Source organism: Mucilaginibacter gilvus (assembly GCF_004054195.1).
Taxonomy (GTDB): domain Bacteria; phylum Bacteroidota; class Bacteroidia; order Sphingobacteriales; family Sphingobacteriaceae; genus Mucilaginibacter; species Mucilaginibacter gilvus.
Map to the genome: position 1 here is coordinate 265,123 of NZ_SBIW01000004.1, position 17,323 is coordinate 282,445.

Consider the following 17,323-nt stretch of genomic DNA (forward strand, 5'->3'; position numbering starts at 1 on the left):
TTAATCCCGGGTGTGCGGGTGGTCAATATTAATAATTCTTAGGTACGGGAGCAAATTTACAACTATTGTTATGGCGGTTAGGTACTGCGGTTCATCCAGGCAATTACCGCCCTTATTTCGCCGTAAGTATAATTATCTCCTAAAATTTCCTTTAATGGTGCCAGTCGTTCGTTGCCATATTTTTCAACAGCATCTTTTATGGCCGGTATTTTTTCTTCAGTAACAAACGTAAGCACATCAAGTTCTCCTGTTTGTACAAAAGTACTTAAGTGCCCTTCTATAGTTGTTGGTGATAAGCCGCGCTCGCGTGCAATTTCGGCAACTGTTTGCCCCTGCTTAAAGAGTACGAGGCTCACTTTAGCCGTATCCGGCACTTTTTCTTTTTTGGGCTTACGCTCCCGTTTGGCCGATTTTAGATCGATGCGCGAGTTCAGCCCCTTAAGTGCACTATATTCGGTAACCAAGGTTAAAAACTCCCGCCCATACCTCGCCAGTTTGATGTCTCCAAAACCGGAGATCAGGCGCAGCTCATCCAGCTTTTGCGGCAGGTAGGTGGCAATTTCTAACAACGTGGCATCCGACAGGATAATATACGCCGGCAGGTTTTCCATCACAGCAATTTCCTGGCGTTTTTTGCGCAGGCCGTTGAGCAGTTCCGCTTCGAAATTTAAAGACGCGGTCTCTTTTTCATCGGTAGTTTGAGAGGAAATGAGTTCTACTTTTTCCAATCCCTTTAACACTAATTCGCTTTTTGGCGTGAGCCGGAGCGAGGCGTAGGCGTCGTCGGTAACGCGGAGGTAGCCCATGGCTATCAGTTCGCGCAGGTACCGCTGCCAGTCGGCTTTGCTGATATCCGCACCGGCGCCGTACGTTTTTAACAGTTTATGGTCGCCCCAGATCTTTTCGCTGCGCGATCCGCGAAGGAAATCAACGATATAGGTTACCCCAAAACGTTCTTTCACCCGTGCTACCGCGGACAGGGCTTTTTGCGCGATGAGTGTACCATCGAATTTCACAAACTCGCTGAGGCAAAAATCGCAGGAGCCGCAATTATCCGGGAAGGCCTCGTCAAAGTATTGCATTAAATACTGGCGTCGGCAGGCGTGCAGCTGGCAATAATTCACCATATCGTCCAGCTTTTTCAGCATAATGGCGCTTTGCTCGGGGTTGTTCTCCACCTGTGCGAAGCCCTTCAATTTCATAGCATCGCCGGGCGAGTATAGCAGCAACGCATCAGATGGCAACCCGTCTCTGCCCGCGCGGCCGGTTTCCTGGTAATAGCCTTCTATGTTTTTGGGCAGGTCCACATGCACCACGTAGCGTACGTTAGATTTATTGATGCCCATCCCGAAGGCGATGGTAGCCACCATTACCTTCACATCATCCCGCAGAAAAGCTTCCTGGTTTTTGGCTTTGATGTCGTTTGTTAAGCCTGCATGGTACGCCTCGGCAGAGAAACCCTCGTCCTTTAAATTAGCAGCAAGTGCCTCGGTTGACTTACGCGAGAGGCAATAAATAATCCCAGATTCATCTTTTCGTTCCTCCAAAAAATTGATGAGCTGATTAAAGCTGTTCTTTTTTGGATTAACGCGGTAGGTAATATTCTCCCGGTTAAAAGAGGAGATAAACACCGCGGGCTTTTGCAGGTTCAGTTTATCCAGGATATCTTTTTGGGTAAGCTTATCGGCTGTTGCTGTTAGCGCGATAACCGGCACACCCGGAAACTCGTTCTTTAAGCCGGCCAGCATCAGGTATTCGGGGCGGAAATCGTGACCCCATTGCGAGATACAGTGCGCCTCATCAATGGCTATTTGTACCACGTTAAGTGTTTTCAGGAATACCATCAAACGGGTATCCTTGCCGAAAAGGCGCTCTGGAGCTACATATAATAGCCTAAGCTGATTGTTTTTTAGTTGGACAGCGATATCCTTCTGCTCTTCCGGGTCCTGGCTGGAGTTTAAAAACGCCGCCGGGATGCCGCTCAGGTTCAGGCTGTCAACCTGGTCTTTCATTAAGGCGATCAGCGGAGATATCACAACCGTTAATCCATTTAGTAACACGGCCGGCAACTGGTAGCAAAGCGATTTACCGCCACCGGTGGGCATCAGCACCATTACGTCCTGCTTGTTTAAAACATGCTGTATAATAGCTTCCTGCGAATGCCTGAAATTGCTGTAGCCAAAATATTGTTGAAGCGCTTGTAATGGGGTCATAGATAGTGCAAATGTGCAGATTTCAAATGTGCAGATTGTTTAGGTGGGTAAATTAAATATTTCAAAACCAAAGTGCTAAAAATATTAGACTTTACGATGGTCAGCTGCGTAGTTTCTGTAACATTTACGCAACTGAAAACCGTGTGCGGGCACAATTGCAAAAAAAAGTGCATATTAGCCTTTACATCACCCCAACATCAATATTATGATAAAAAGGTTACTCCTCGTTGTTATAGCTGTTGCATCTTTTTCAGCTGCTTTCGCCCAAAACATCCAATCGCCCGAACAATTTTTAGGCTACAAGCCCGGCGAGCAATTCACCCCGCATTACCGCATTGTGGAGTATTTCAGATACGTCGCCACGGCATCAAAAAGCGTAAAATTACAACAGTTTGGTACCACCAACGAGGGGAGGCCGCAGTTGGCCATGTTTATCGCGTCTGACGAAAATATTGGCCGTTTGGAGGATATTCGTCATAATAACCTAAAGTTGGCGGGTATGGAAAACGGAACTGCCAACCTGCCCGATGCACCGGTTATTTTATGGCTTAGCTATAACGTACACGGGAATGAGCCTGCCTCAAGCGAGGCTGCTATGTGGACACTGTTTGACTTGGTTAACCCGGCAAACACCCGCACCAAAGCCTGGTTAAAAAATACTTTGGTAGTTATAGACCCATGCCTTAACCCGGATGGGCGCGACCGCTACGTAAACTTTTATAACTCGGTAAAGGCCGGTAAGCCCGACCCAAGCCCAACCGCCCGCGAACACGCGGAACCATGGCCAGGCGGCAGGGTGAACCATTATTATTTTGATTTGAACCGAGATTGGGCATGGCAAGCGCAAAAGGAAACGCAGAACCGCATTGGCCTGTACAACCAATGGCTGCCCGAAGTGCACGTAGACTACCACGAGCAGGGCGTTAACTCACCGTATTACTTTGCCCCTGCGGCAGAGCCGTACCACAAGGATATTACCCAATGGCAGCGCGATTTCCAGGTGACCATTGGCAAGAACAACGCTAAGGATTTTGATAAGAACGGCTGGATGTATTTCACCAAGCAGGTGTTCGATCTGTTGTACCCCTCTTACGGCGATACCTACCCGCTGTACAACGGCTCTATCGGCATGACCTATGAGCAAGGCGGCATCAGTGGCGGCCTTGCAGTGGTTACCCGCAGTGGCGATACCTTAACGCTGGTGCAGCGTGTGGCGCATCACCATTCTACCAGTATCAGCACTATAGAAACTGCTTCCACCAATGCCGGTAAACTACTTACGGAATTTAAAAAGTTCTTTGATAACAGTAAAGCCAACCCGCCGGGCCCGTACAAAACATACATTATTAAAAACGACAATAACGAAAAGGTAGATAAACTGGCCAAATTGCTGGCACGTAATGGCATACAATATGGTTATGGCCTGGCTGCAAAAAGCATTACCGGGTTCGATTATTTCAGCGGGAAAACCGAGACCTATAATGTAGATGCCAACGACTTGGTGATAAACGCCTACCAGCCAAAAGCGGTATTGCTTAACGTGCTGATGGAGCCAACCACTTTTATTGCAGATTCGGCCACGTATGATATCACCGCATGGGCATTGCCTTACGCTTTCGGCTTGCGCGCTTATGGTTTAAAGGAATCGCTTAAGCCGGCCACCGCCAGCTGGAATGTTGCTAAGCCGCAGGTTTTACAAAACACACATGCTTACGCTTACGTATCGGCCTGGCAGTCGGTAGCTGATGTGCGGTTTTTAGCCGCCCTGATGAATAAAGGCATAAAAGCCCGCTACTCCGAAACGCCTTTTGAAATTGCGGGTAAAAAATTCATGGCTGGTTCGCTGTTGATAACTAAGGCCGGTAACGACAGGGCCGATTTTGACCAGGTGGTTACCCAAACCGCTGCGGAACTGGGCCACGAGCTCACACCAATATCTACCGGTTTTATGGATAAGGGGAATGATATCGGCTCGAGCGAGGTTCGTTTTATTAAACAACCACGCGTGGTGCTCATGACAGGCGACGGCGTAAACTCCGAAGCGATGGGCGAAGTATGGCACTTGTTTGAGCAGCAGATAGGTTACCCTATCACCCTCATCAGATACCAGGATCTTGGCCGTACCAAACTGTCCGACTTTGACGTCGCTATTTTCCCCGATGGCCGTTACGATGGCTTCCCTTCAGAAAAACTGCAGGCCTGGGTACGCGATGGCGGCAGGCTTATAGCCATGGAGAACGCGGTATCGTTATTAGCTGATAAAAAAGACTTTGGCATTAAGCATAAAGAAGATAAAAAAGATGATAAGAAGGATAAAACGCCGGAAGTAAAAGTTTACGCCAATCGCGAGCGCGACGCGATATCATCTGGTATCCCCGGTGCTATATTTAAGATGAGTTTGGATAATACCCACCCGCTGGGCTTTGGTATGCCAAACTATTACTATACCTTGAAAATGAACGACGACATTTATGAGCCGCTGGGCGATGATGGCTGGAATGTAGGCACCGTAAAAAAAGATGCTTATGTATCGGGCTTTGCTGGTGCTCAATCCAAACAAAAAATTGCTAACGGCATGTTACTTGGTGTGCAAAGCATGGGCCGCGGCTCGGTTATTTACATGGCCGACGATCCCCTGTTCCGCAGTTTCTGGGAAAATGGCAAGCTCATGTTCAGCAACGCAGTATTTATGGTGGGGCAGTAGAAGCCCCCAGCCCCCTGAAGGGGGAGCCGAAATTTGATTCAAGAGAGTCAGAAATATAAAAAGCCCTCATAGTGTAAACCATGAGGGCTTTTGCATTTCAAAAGTTCCCCCTTTAGGGGGCGGAGGGGGCCGAACTCTTAATTCCCGCTTTTCACCCTGCTTTTTTCGTCGTCGGCACCAGTTTGGTGCTGGCGTGATTTTATTTTGCTGTTGCCAAAGTTATAGGTGAAAGTAAGGCGCGCCACACGGGTATCGTTCTTTTGCCTTACATCAAGGTTTACGTTTTGGTAACGGCTGCTTACAGTGTTTTTGCGGGTGTTAAATATATCGCTCACCGCGAATTTCAGGTTCATTTTTTTGTTGTAGAAAGAATGGCTTACGCCTGCATCTATGGAGTATTGCGGTTTGATATTGAATATACCAAATGCTAAGGCCGATTGGTAATTGCCAGATAGCTCAGCTTTATATCCCTTGGCAACCAAAAACGTTTGTGTTGTTCTGATCACGTAAGTTGCTTTGCCCGAGTTTAAGGTAGCACCTAACAGCGAATCGGACTTAAACTGCTGGTGAAAACCGGTGAAATTTACGTTCCCTGTCCACCATTTGGCAATAGTGTACGGCGAGTTGATGTTGATGTTGTAAGAGTTTTGCCTGTTCAGGTTAAGGCGTGTTTGATAGGTTGCTTTGCTTATAGTATCCGTAAGGATGATCTCGGTGCTTACATCATTTGTTTGGCTGTAACCAAGCGTTACGTTAATGGTTTTATTATAGGTGTAGCTTAGCTCATAAGAGTTGGTGTACTGCGGTTTCAGGAAAGGATTTCCCTGTTCGTAAGTGTACTGGTCCAAATAAAAACGGAATGGGTTTAGCTGGTCGTAACCGGGACGGTCAATGCGGCGGCTGTAGTTTAATCCCATTTCGTGCTTGTCAGAAAAGGTGTGAGTGATAAACAGGCTAGGAAAAAAATCTAGGTAGTGGCGTTTTAATGCCTGGTTTTTAGTTACTAAATCTCCCATTGATGAGGTGTGTTCAGCACGTACACCGGCCTGTACCGATGTTTTTGCCCAGGTTTTGCTCATATTTACATAAGCGGCGGCAATTTTTTCGTCGTAAATAAAACGGTTGGTACGGCTGGTATCATTTATAAAGGCGTTGCCGCTGTTTATTTGGGCTTGCAGGTCATTATCCGTTTTCACCGAACTGAATTTTACACCGGTTTCAAATTTTACGCTTTTGGTTATGGGCAGCGTGTAATCTGCCTTTTGGGTGTAAATGGTTATGGTTGATGGTGTTTGGTTGCGGATAAACATAGGCGGCATTTGCGAACCACCTGCCGGAGTATAAAAATAGGTGTCGTATTGCGCGTTAGAACCATTGTGGAATATAGAGTAATCCATGTCCAGGCTTAGTTCCTGTCCGTTGGTATCTATCTGTAACTTGTCATTTAAATTAGCCGCGAAGTTGCGGTAGGTTTGCTTAATAACCGAAGTTGTGGTTTGGTACGAATCGTTTGCGGCGGGGGTACGGCCAAGGTGCGTTACCGAAGTGTTGGGGTTATTATATTCGTTAGTGTAATCGCCATTAATAACAAAGCCAAGCGTGTTTTTTGATGATGTGGCATAATCAGCACCAACGCGGTAGTTATTATAATGCACGGTAGAGCGTAATTCGGTGCGTTGTTTAAAATAGGTGCTGGTAGTTGCGCTATCAACCACACGGTCGATATCCAATACATTTAATCGCTGCGCATCGCCCCTGCTAAATGTGCCGAATAAATTAAGGTTACCCTGTTTGTGGTTGAGCGTAAGACTGGTATTGTCCCTAAACCGTTTGCCTTGTACAACGCCCAGGCTTAAATTACCGTTTGTACCGCTTTGCTTGTTCTTTTTTAGTTTGATATTGATAATGCCCGAATTCCCGGCGGCATCATACTTAGCCGACGGATTGGTGATGATCTCGATAGACTGTATGGTAGATGCATCGGTAGATTTCAGCATGGTTGTTAACTGCGATGCCGACATATAGGTAAGCTTATCGTTTATCATTACGGTAACCCCCTGCTTGCCTTTCAGGCTAATGTTGTCGTCTTTATCAATAGTTACTCCCGGAGCACGTTCCAAAACTTCCAATGCCGAATTGCCTGCTGCCAAAACACTGTTCTCAATGTTCATTACGGTACGGTCGGCTTTGCGTTCTATCAGCGGTTTTACCGATATAATGTTTACCGTTTGCAGGCTTTTGCTGCCCGGTTGCATTTTTATGGCCGGTACGGTTACGGCCGGCTGCTCGCCACTAACAGTTACTGGCTGGCTCACGGTTTTTTGATATCCAACAGTTGTAGCTGATACCAGGTAACTGCCGGCGGGGACTTTATCAAACACATAAGTACCAGCATCTGTGCTTAAGGTTCCTTTTACTACGGATGAGTCTTTCGCGCGTAGCAAGGTTACCGTTGCAAAATCTATCGGCTTGCCTTGTTCGTTCAATAATGAGCCCGAAATGCTTGCGTTTTGTGAATTGTTTTTGGGCTGGGCATTGGCTGCGCCTGCGATAAATACAAAGAGTATAATATATATGAAGTGGATGATAGTTTTCATGGTTTAGAAAAAATTGGGCAATAAGATGCCAGGGAAGGTCGCCCTTCATTTTTTTGCGTTAGTAAGTAAAAGTGTTTAGTAGTGTGCTATCAAATAATAGCTGGTTTTGGTGTGTGATTTATATGATGGATGTTCTGCATAGTTGTTGTTTTAAATTTGCCCTGCCATTAACAGCAAGGTGCTTTTGTTTATTAGTAAGATGCAAAAACAGGGGTTAAGGTTACATCTTATTTTAATTTTTTAATGCGGGGAGCAGTGGCTCCACAATTTGGCTGGTGATAAGCGGAAGTATAGTTGCAGGCTTTACCGCCTGGTATTTAGAGGATTGAATTGCTTTTTTAATGGGTAAGACGGTTGCTGTTTGCAGGCTTTTTAAGTTGCAAACAGGTAATATAAGCCCGCTGAATAGCAGCAGGCTTATATACTTTATGATGAGTTTCATTATTCTCCGACTTGTGTACTATCGGCTGGTATAACGATTTTTTTGGATTGTGGAAGCACCAGGGTATCTACCTTGCATTGTAAACCGTTCTCGGTCATGATAAACTTGGCAGACGATGCACCTTCCTGTTTATTGATTTCTTTACAATCGTAAATGCTTACGCCTCTTACAAACCTGTCGAGGTTTTGATCAATAACCAATTTGTAATTCATCGGTACTTTTAAGGTAAGGTGCAGCTCCTGGGCGCGCCAGAATTTATCTTCCTGTTTCTCCATACGGCGGTTAAACTTTAACACATTGCCTACCTGCTGAAACTGGTAGCTGATGCCACGTGCATTTGATAAAGCATCTTCGTAATCGCGGCCACGCGCGCTGAACGATTCTACCAGCACAGGTTGCGATACGTCACTTTTTTCGATGTAGATATCGATGTTCTTGTTCGGCATATCCATGTTATTATCGTCATCGTCATCCAGGATAACACGGCCATCGAATTTGTCTTTTATTTGCAGGCGCACGCTATCCTCGCGGCTCAGGTATTTGATGTCGTTTAGTTTTAAATAGTAGGTGCTATCCGCCTGTGGTTTTATGCTAATGCTTTGGCTAAAGCTGGCACCTTCTCTGAAATTGGCACCGGCTTTGGCGGTATAGTATATAACTATACTAATAGCTACCACCCAAACCATTAACAATGCCGAGCCTGTTGTACGGCCGATGGTGCTGCTTTTAAATACAGCGTTAATAATAACCAGTATAATAGCCAGTAAAGGCATGGCCATAGTAAGAAAACCACAAATAAGAAACATGGTGTTGGCCTCCTGGTTTACGATGTTGAAAGGGAACACATGCGTTAGCGCGGTGTTGCCGTACACGGTGAACATTATTATAGTTATAACAAGCCCTATCATGGCGGCAAAACAAGCTAACAAAACAGAGATTGCAACAAGCTTAAATACCAGTTTTGATGCGCCGCCAATAAACGTACCAAAGTGGCCAAATACGTCGCCTGCAAAATCGCGGGTTTTGTAGGCAAGAGGCTTGGCTTCGTGCCTGAGGGTGTTGAGGTTGCCCTTTACGTTGCTCAATTCCTCCTCAAAGTTTTGCTTAAACCCATGCAGATCCAGCTTTTGGCCTTTCATGGCCATCCTGTCGGCACGGGTAACAGCCTTTGGCACAACTATCCACAGGATGATATACAAAAGAAAGCCAATGCCACCGCCGGCGCATAAGAGTAGAAACCCAAGCCTTACCCAAATAGCGTTGATATCAAAGTAGTTTGAGATCCCTGCGGCAACTCCGCCTACGAGGTGGTCGTCCGCATCGCGGAAGAGCCGGCGGTTTTCGGTGGTGTATGTGTAGGCCTGGCCAGGGTTTTCGCCATTTTCTTCTGCTTCAAAATCCTCTACCGAACCCATTTGCCCAATCACTGTATTTACATCCTGCGCAACAACAACCTGTTTGCCTTCGCGGGTTAAAATTTCGGTGAACATTTCCGCTATGCGGTTCTCTATATCGGTGGTGATCTCCAGGCTGTCGGCCGAGTTCATAAAATGACGCGTTACAGTGGTCATGTACGTTTTAAGTATCTCGTAGGCATCCTCTTCTATATGGAAAACGGTGCCGTTTATGTTAATGATGATAGTCTTATTCATGATGATGGTGATAGTTAAGGATAATTAATTGTTTCTGTCTCCAATTGCGGTTTGTACGGCAAAAGCCAGTTCCTTCCATGTGGTGTCGAGCTGCTCCAAAACCTTTCGGCCTTCATCGCTCAGCACATAGTACTTACGTGGCGGGCCTGAGGTAGACTCTACCCAGTTGTATGACAGCAGGCCATTGTTCTTCAATCGGGTTAACAAGGGGTATAGCGTACCCTCAACAACAAGCAGCCGGGCTTTTTTTAATTCAGCAATTATGTCTGAAGCGTATATCTCGCCCTTCGCTATAACGGAAAGGATGCAATACTCCAGTATGCCTTTCCTCATTTGGGTTTGTGTGTTCTCAACAATCATAATGCAAAGATATATGTTTAAGAATGTATTATGCAATACATAGTACTATATTCTTTTACTTTATTTTTATTTTTTAACTTATTTTAACAATTCGAGTCTTTTTTTTAGAAATTATTTGATTTATTGATCGCGTAACACTACTTTTATGATTAATTAACTATTAACTGATCTTATTATTAACAAACATGAAAAAACTTCTACTAGTAAGTTTGTGTTTCCTGATGTTATGCATAACACAGGTATATGCACAAAATCGTACAGTATCCGGTACGGTTACAGCCAGTGACGATGGCTTGCCAATACCGGGAGCGACGGTAAGGGTGAAAGGTACTGCAACAGGTACTCAAACTTCAACATCCGGAAAGTATTCTCTTAGCGTACCCGCTAACGGAACTATTATCGTTTCCTTTTTGGGTTACAGCACACAAGAGGTTGCCGTTGGTGGCAACAGTGTGTTGAATGTTACCCTTAAAACATCAAGCAGGGAGCTTGGTGAAGTTGTTGTAACAGGCGCGCTTGGTGTTAAGCGTCAATCTAAAGAATTAGGTTACGCTGCCACTAACATTACTGCAAAACAACTTACCGAGGCTCACCCTACCAACTTTACCACTGGTTTATCCGGTAAAGCCCCTGGTTTGCTGGTATCTACAGTAAACAACGGTATCAATCCCGATACTCGTTTTACGCTACGTGGTAACCGCCACATTAACGGTAACAACTTTGCGTTGGTGGTTTTGAACGGTACGCCGATCTCTCCAAACGAGGTTTCTTCGATCAACTCGGATGATATCGAAAGCGTTAACATCCTGAACGGTGCTGGTGCTGCTGCACTTTACGGTTCAGAAGCATCTAACGGTGCATTGGTTATTACTACCAAACGCGGTAGCGTAGGTGGTACTCCACAGATCACTTATTCAAACACTTACCAGTTAGAGCAGATCTCTTACATGCCAGCTTTGCAAAACAAGTTTGGTGGTTACGGTGGTGAAGGTGCCCCTTACCAGGATCCTGTTACCGGTTTCATTACAACTACCACTCCTTATGAAAACCAGTCTTACGGCCCGGCTTATGACGGTCACTTACAGGCATTGGGTATTCCTTTGGAGGATGGTACTATTCAGTCTTATCCTTACGCCGCGCCATCAGGTAAAAGCTACGCCCGTCGTTTCTTCGAAACCGGTCACAGCGATCAACACAGCGTGAGCTATGCAGCCGGCGATGCTAACAACGCATTCAACTTAACTGCCTACCGTTTAGATCAAAAAGGTATCGTTCCGCTTGATAAATTCAACAAAACTCAATTGCGTATAACCGGAGTAAAAACCGTAGGTATGTTCAGAGCAGATGCAACCGGAAGCTTTTCACAATCTAACTCTGATGTATATGGTGACTATGGTGGTATCTTAAGCACTATATACAATACGCCATCATGGGTTCCCCTGCAAAATTTTAAAGACCCAACCAAGCCTTTTGCCGATCCGAGCACTTACTTCAACTCTTATGGTATCAACCCATACTGGAGTATTAATAACTCTCGTATTAAAAAACGCCAGGATGTATTTAACGGTAGCTTCTCGGGTACATTAACACCAACAAAATGGTTTGATGCAACATACCGCTTAAGCTACAACGGTGGTCTTTACCAAGAACAAAGCCGTCGTGCGCAGATCAACTACACGCCATACGCACTAAGCGATCCAACGAACGGTGGTGGTACTGTTGCTTCTTCTTATAAAGCGGCCGTTAACCCGGGTACCGTAAGCAACTACAAACAATTTGGTGATGGTGGCAGCACTATTGGCCGCGGTGGTCCACAAGGTTATAGCCGTATCCAACAGGATGTTTTAACCAACTTCCATTACAACTTCTTTAATGACCAATTAAAAGCTAATTTATTAGTTGGTAATAGCATTTGGCAAGAATATGTTGATGTTGTATCTAACGGATCAAACAACCTGGCCATACAGGATTATTACAATGTAAATGCTATTTTAGGTGTTCCAAATGCTGGTCAGGATACTCGCAAAATTCGCCAGATAGCTTATTTCGGTGACCTTTCGTTAGGCTGGAAAGACTGGGCATTCGTAGAAGGTACCCTTCGTAACGACCACGATTCAAGGCTTACTGCTGCAAATCGCTCTATCTGGTATCCTTCGGTAAAAGGTTCATTGGTTCTAACCTCAGCTATCGATGCTTTAAAAGGTAGCAAGATCCTTTCTTTTGCTAAGATCCGCGGTGGTTACAGCCAGGTAGGTGACGTAAACGTTGATCCTTACAGCTCGCTTAATACTTTTAACACTACAAATGGTTTCCCTTACGGTAACGTAGGTGGCTTAACTCAAAGTTCTACTTTGAACAACCCCAACCTGAAACCGGAGATAACAAAAGAAGTTGAGGTTGGTGCTGATTTAGGTTTCTTCGATAGCCGTGTTAACTTAAACGCTACTTATTACAATACCCACACTACAAACCAAACACTTAACGTATCTACATCGCCAACAACAGGCTATACTGGTTCTGTTCTTAACATTGGTGAAACACAGAACACTGGTGCGGAGTTTATGTTAAATTTAGATGTACTTAGGAAAAGTGCAAATGGCGTTGGTTTAAACCTGAGCGGTAACTTCACTATTCAGAACTCGAAAGTAGTTTCGTTGTTTGGTGATTTAAAGCGTTTGTCATTAGGCGGTTACACCATAGCTAACACTTTTGCAGCAATTGGCTTGCCATATACTGTTATTTACGTAACAGATGTTAACCGTGATGATAAAGGCCGAGTGATAGTAAACCCTACAACAGGCATGCCATCAGCTAACCCAACTTTGGTTAACGCTGGCCAAACTACACCTAAATACCTTTTAGGTTTAACGCAACAAGTTAGCTACAAATTCATTACTTTATCGGTAACTGAAGAGTACCGCGCCGGTAACGTGATCTTTAGCCAGAGCTTACAATCTGCAACTGCTGCGGGTGTATCTCAGTTCTCTACATCATCAGATCGTCAGCGTTTCATATTCCCTAACTCAGTTATCAACACCGGTACGGCTGCAGCCCCGGTTTATACGCCAAACACAACAGTTAGCGTATCAGACGGCGCACTTGGTTTCTGGGATGCCGGTGCATTTTATTCATCAGGTGCTGCTTACGTTTCAAGTGGTGCATTTTGGAAGGTACGTGAAGCAAGCTTAACCTTCGATTTAACCCGTTGGGCCAAAAAGACCAATTTTATCAAACGTGCATCTTTTGCTCTTAACGGCCGTAACTTATTTATGTTCAGGCCAAAAACAAACAACTGGGTTGACCCAGAGTTTGCTAACAGCCCTAACAACGGTGATATCGGTGTTAACAGCACTAACCAAATGCCGCCATCGCGCTTTTTTGGTGGTACTATAAGTGTAACATTTTAATTAAAATTAAATGAAAAAGTTTTTAACAATATTAGTCGCAACCCTTGCAATTTCTGCAGGCAGTTGTAAAAAAGATTATCTGGAGCTGGCGACGAACCCTAACGCACCTTCGAGTTCAACACCAGGAGCGGCACTGACGGGTGCACTGAAAACTACAGCAGACATTATAAATGGCGGCGGGTTTACAATGTATGCTGCATGGGATGGTTATTTAAGCTGGAGCACTGGTTTCCAGGCTAACGTTGCTTTGCTATCGTACCAGATCACTTCTGCAACATACGATGTTTGGTCTCCTCTTTATTTAAACATCAGTAATTACAACGCATTGTACAATCAAACAACCGACGCGAGCTATAGAGCAATGGCTGAGGTTATGACCGTGTACGATTATCAGGCACTTGTTGATAACTACAACAACGTTGCTTACGGCGATGCAATAAAAGGCGTTAGTGTGCTGAACCCCACTTACGAAAAAGGTTCTGATGTATACGACAAATTACTTGTACGTCTTGATGCAGCTATTAAAAGCTTGCAAACTCTTAGCGCTGGTGCACAAACAGCCAACTCAGCAGACATTATGTACAATGGTAACATGACCAAATGGTTGAAATTTGCTAATACGCTTAAGCTGCGTTTGGCGCTTCGCCAAAGTAATGTAAGCGGTAAAACAGCTGCGCTAAAAGCTGCAGTTGCCGCAACACAGGCTTCCGGTTATATCGATGAGTCAGCTCCTGCCGCTGTAAACCCGGGTTATCTTAATAGCGATGCCAACAATGGCCAGCAAAGCCCGCTTTGGAGAAACTATGGTTATACTCAAAATGGTGGCGCGCAAGCTAACAACAACCAATACCAGGCTAACTCGTATGCCGCTACCAAGTTAACATCAGACGGCGATACACGCGGTTTCAGGGTGTACACATTAACTGGTGGTAATATTATTTCAACCCCATTTGGTGGTACAACCCCACCAAGCAGTCCACCGAGTAAAGTTGGCCCTGGTATATTGCAGGCTGCAACTATGTCTGCATTTATTATGTCTCCGGCTGAAGCTTTGTTTTTACAAGCAGAAGGCGTGCAATTTGGTTATATAACATCGTCTACCAGCACCGCTGCTGCTCTATATGCCGCTGGTATAAAGGCATCATTTACTTATGATGGTGCAACCGGCGTAGATAATTACATAAGTCAGCATGCATATCCAGCCGGTGGTGGCGCTGCCGCTTTACAGGCTATCATCAACGAGAAATGGAAAGCACTTGCTATCTTCGGCGCGTTGGAATCATTTAACGAGTTACGCAGAACCGGTTACCCTAACGACGTTCCATTGTCAATTTATCCGGGCGCTAATCCTCCTAACCAGGTTACACGTATCCCTTATCCTTCTGTAGAGTACGCTACCAACGCAAATGTGGTAGCTGGCGAAGGAACGATAAATGTATTTACATCTAAGATATTTTGGGCCAAATAAATTTAAAACATAAGAAAATGAAAAAAACATTTTATATAAAAACGGCCTTCGTCGCATTGTTTGCGCTGGCAGGGCTCAGCTCATGTCTTAAAGACGATTCTCACTATGTTGATTTTGCGGGAGCGACTCCCCTTGTAGAGTTGCCTTCTGCTGCTAACGTTGGTGGTTCTGGTGGTTTGTTTCAGGCCTTAGCGCTTGATATTTCGGCTACACCGGTCTCTGTATCATTAGCAGTTAACCTGGCAGCGCCTAAAACACTTGGCTCTGACCTTGCCGTTAAATTATCGGTTGACCCGGCAGCATTAACAGCTTACAATACCGCTAATGGCACCAGCTACCAGTTATTACCAGCTAGTTACTACACAAGCACCTTGTCCGCAACGATCAAGGCCGGTACTAACCTATCTGCATTTGTGATTAACGTGAATTCAGCGCTTATCGATCCTGCAAATACCAATTATGTGTTGCCATTGACAATCACTGATGGTGGCGGCCAGCAAATCAGCAACTATAAAACAGTTTTGTACAACGTACAGGTTAAAAACAAGTACGATGGTGATTACAAAACAACCGGTACCAGGGTTCATCCTACTTTAGGTCCATTTCCATTTAGCTATAATGTAACTATGAGCACAGCAGGTGCTACATCAATAATTGGTGGCGCTTTAGCGGATTTGAAATCAGACTTAAAGATAGTCGTTAATGCAGATAACAGTGTATCGCTTTCAAGTGCGGCGCAACCTTCTGTAGCGTTAACACCAGGTGGTGTTAACAAATACGATCCGGCAACTAAAACCTTTACTTTGACCTATTTTTATAATACAGCTGCTCCACGTACTATAACTCAAACTTTAGTAAAACTGTAAGTTTAATGTTATCATTGTAAAAACGCCCGGGTAAAACCCGGGCTTTTTTTTTGCATAAGACTGAAGGTTGCTTTTTTGATTTAATTGGAACTTCATGTCTTAGCTAAATGATTGCCAAGCTTTCGTGCCTCAAAAATGTTACATAATAGATTGTTGTTTTCTGTATCGAAATGAATATTTTCAATGTCTTAATTGAAAAGAAATATCTCTTATGAAAAAAATATTATTTGCGTTTTTAATAGCATCCGTAAGTTTGGTACATGCCCAAACAGTTCCGGTTAGCGGCACAGTAACCGATCAACAAGGAAACCCTGTTCCTTTTGCATTTGTAGTAGACTCGCAGCACCCGTATGCTACATATTCAGACCAGAATGGTTCTTTTAGCCTGAAAGCCGACCCTGCTTCAAATTTGTTTGTGTCTGCCGCTTTTCACAGTGAGGTTAAAGTTAAAATAGATAATCCTGCAAATGTTAAGGTTTTACTTCCATTGGATTCAGGAAGTACAGGGCCGGCAAAAACGGAGAAGGAAAATAATTTTTTTAAGCCCGATGAATCCCGAATTGATCACGTGCAATCCATTAACCACATTGGCACGGGTGCTGACCAGGGATTGCATGGAAGCCGTTACCTTTTTGAGAACTGGGTGCACGGTTTTGCAATCAGCCCTAAAGATTCTATAAAGCAGGATGCTACCTATCTGTTTAATTATGATAAAATAACAGGTTCGCTTATGTTTACCCGTACCAGGAAGACTGCAATGCTGGTGGAAAAAAACGAGATCAAAGGATTTACACTTTTTGACGAGAACGCCGTCCCGTCTACTTTTGAAGAGGTATCTGCAATAGATAATAAGCGATATGTACAGGTTTTGGCGCACGGGCCTAAATATAAAATATACCGTACGTTAACAACAAAATTCGTTAAAGCCGACTTTACCACAAACGGGTTCACCTCGTCTGGTCATAACTATGATGAGTATAAAGATGAAAGCACCTACTATTGCGTAGTGGGTACCGGCCAGCCGCAAAAGTTTGAACTGAGGAGTAAAGCGATAAAAGCAGTATTTGCCAGCGAACCTGATAAAGTAAAAAAATTCTTTGCAGACAATGAAGGAGATATTGATGATAATTATATCAAAGCGCTCGGAGAATATATGAATCAATAAAATAAGACCGGCGCCACCAGGCGCCGGTCTTATTTTTTATCGGCACTGTATTTACCAGGTCCTATAAAGAATAAACCTGCAAAAAACACAGCATCTTCAATAGCGTGTGCGGCACCGTCTAAACCGTCGCCTTTGCCAAAATGCGTTGCGGCAGCTACTATTAAATTAATTAGTAACAGCAAACAGGCTGGGCGAAACCCAAGCCCCAATATGATCAGCACACCACCTACGGTTTCGGTAATTGCGGCCAGTAGTCCCCATATCATAGGTAAAAAAGTGATACCCACGTACTTTGTAGAGCTGCCGAGCCCAATCCACATTTCTTTGCCACCTATAAGTTTTGGGTAGCCGTGATAGATGAACATGGCGCCCAATCCAATGCGAATAACGAGGAGGCCAAAATCTTTATACTTGTTTAAACTGCTTAAGTAAGCCATATTTTTTACTTT

The 17,323-nt window shown here is 44.6% G+C and carries 11 protein-coding genes; 5 read left to right on the forward strand and 6 right to left on the reverse strand.

Annotation, left to right across the window (positions count from 1 at the left end):
- Window positions 1-77 precede the first annotated feature (77 nt).
- Window positions 78-2,213 (reverse strand): DNA helicase RecQ, encoded by a 2,136-nt coding sequence (recQ, locus tag EPL05_RS11230; protein ID WP_128534055.1) that lies wholly within the window; start codon window positions 2,211-2,213, stop codon window positions 78-80.
- 205 nt (window positions 2,214-2,418) lie between these two features.
- Between recQ and EPL05_RS11235 the strand changes: the two genes are divergently transcribed.
- A complete protein-coding gene (locus EPL05_RS11235) occupies window positions 2,419-4,917 on the forward strand; it encodes a M14 metallopeptidase family protein (RefSeq protein ID WP_128534056.1) in 2,499 nt (832 codons plus the stop codon).
- A 137-nt stretch (window positions 4,918-5,054) separates the two neighbouring features.
- Here EPL05_RS11235 and EPL05_RS11240 read toward each other — a convergent pair whose 3' ends face one another.
- The 4 genes from EPL05_RS11240 to EPL05_RS11255 form a co-directional block, all read right to left on the reverse strand.
- Window positions 5,055-7,514 carry an outer membrane beta-barrel family protein gene (locus tag EPL05_RS11240; RefSeq protein ID WP_128534057.1) on the reverse strand — a complete coding sequence of 820 codons (2,460 nt, stop codon included), beginning with the start codon at window positions 7,512-7,514 and terminating at the stop codon, window positions 5,055-5,057.
- A 232-nt stretch (window positions 7,515-7,746) separates the two neighbouring features.
- Entirely contained in the window at window positions 7,747-7,956 is a 210-nt protein-coding gene (locus tag EPL05_RS11245) for a hypothetical protein (RefSeq protein ID WP_128534058.1), read from the reverse strand.
- Window positions 7,956-9,608 (reverse strand): PspC domain-containing protein, encoded by a 1,653-nt coding sequence (locus EPL05_RS11250; protein WP_128534059.1) that lies wholly within the window; start codon window positions 9,606-9,608, stop codon window positions 7,956-7,958. Before EPL05_RS11250 ends, EPL05_RS11245 begins: the two co-directional genes overlap by 1 nt.
- A gap of 24 nt (window positions 9,609-9,632) precedes the next feature.
- Window positions 9,633-9,968, reverse strand: coding sequence for a PadR family transcriptional regulator (locus EPL05_RS11255; protein ID WP_128534060.1), 336 nt, complete (start codon window positions 9,966-9,968; stop codon window positions 9,633-9,635).
- 185 nt (window positions 9,969-10,153) lie between these two features.
- Between EPL05_RS11255 and EPL05_RS11260 the strand changes: the two genes are divergently transcribed.
- From EPL05_RS11260 to EPL05_RS11275, 4 genes are all read left to right on the forward strand, one after another.
- Window positions 10,154-13,375, forward strand: coding sequence for a SusC/RagA family TonB-linked outer membrane protein (locus EPL05_RS11260; RefSeq protein WP_128534061.1), 3,222 nt, complete (start codon window positions 10,154-10,156; stop codon window positions 13,373-13,375).
- Window positions 13,376-13,385: 10 nt separating this feature from the next.
- Window positions 13,386-14,843, forward strand: coding sequence for a SusD/RagB family nutrient-binding outer membrane lipoprotein (locus EPL05_RS11265; protein ID WP_128534062.1), 1,458 nt, complete (start codon window positions 13,386-13,388; stop codon window positions 14,841-14,843).
- A 17-nt stretch (window positions 14,844-14,860) separates the two neighbouring features.
- Window positions 14,861-15,709 (forward strand): BT_3987 domain-containing protein, encoded by an 849-nt coding sequence (locus EPL05_RS11270; protein ID WP_128534063.1) that lies wholly within the window; start codon window positions 14,861-14,863, stop codon window positions 15,707-15,709.
- Window positions 15,710-15,920: 211 nt separating this feature from the next.
- Window positions 15,921-16,874 (forward strand): carboxypeptidase-like regulatory domain-containing protein, encoded by a 954-nt coding sequence (locus EPL05_RS11275; RefSeq protein ID WP_128534064.1) that lies wholly within the window; start codon window positions 15,921-15,923, stop codon window positions 16,872-16,874.
- A gap of 29 nt (window positions 16,875-16,903) precedes the next feature.
- Here the strand turns inward: EPL05_RS11275 and EPL05_RS11280 are convergent, their stop codons facing one another.
- Entirely contained in the window at window positions 16,904-17,311 is a 408-nt protein-coding gene (locus EPL05_RS11280; RefSeq protein ID WP_128534065.1) for a DoxX family protein, read from the reverse strand.
- Window positions 17,312-17,323 lie beyond the last annotated feature (12 nt).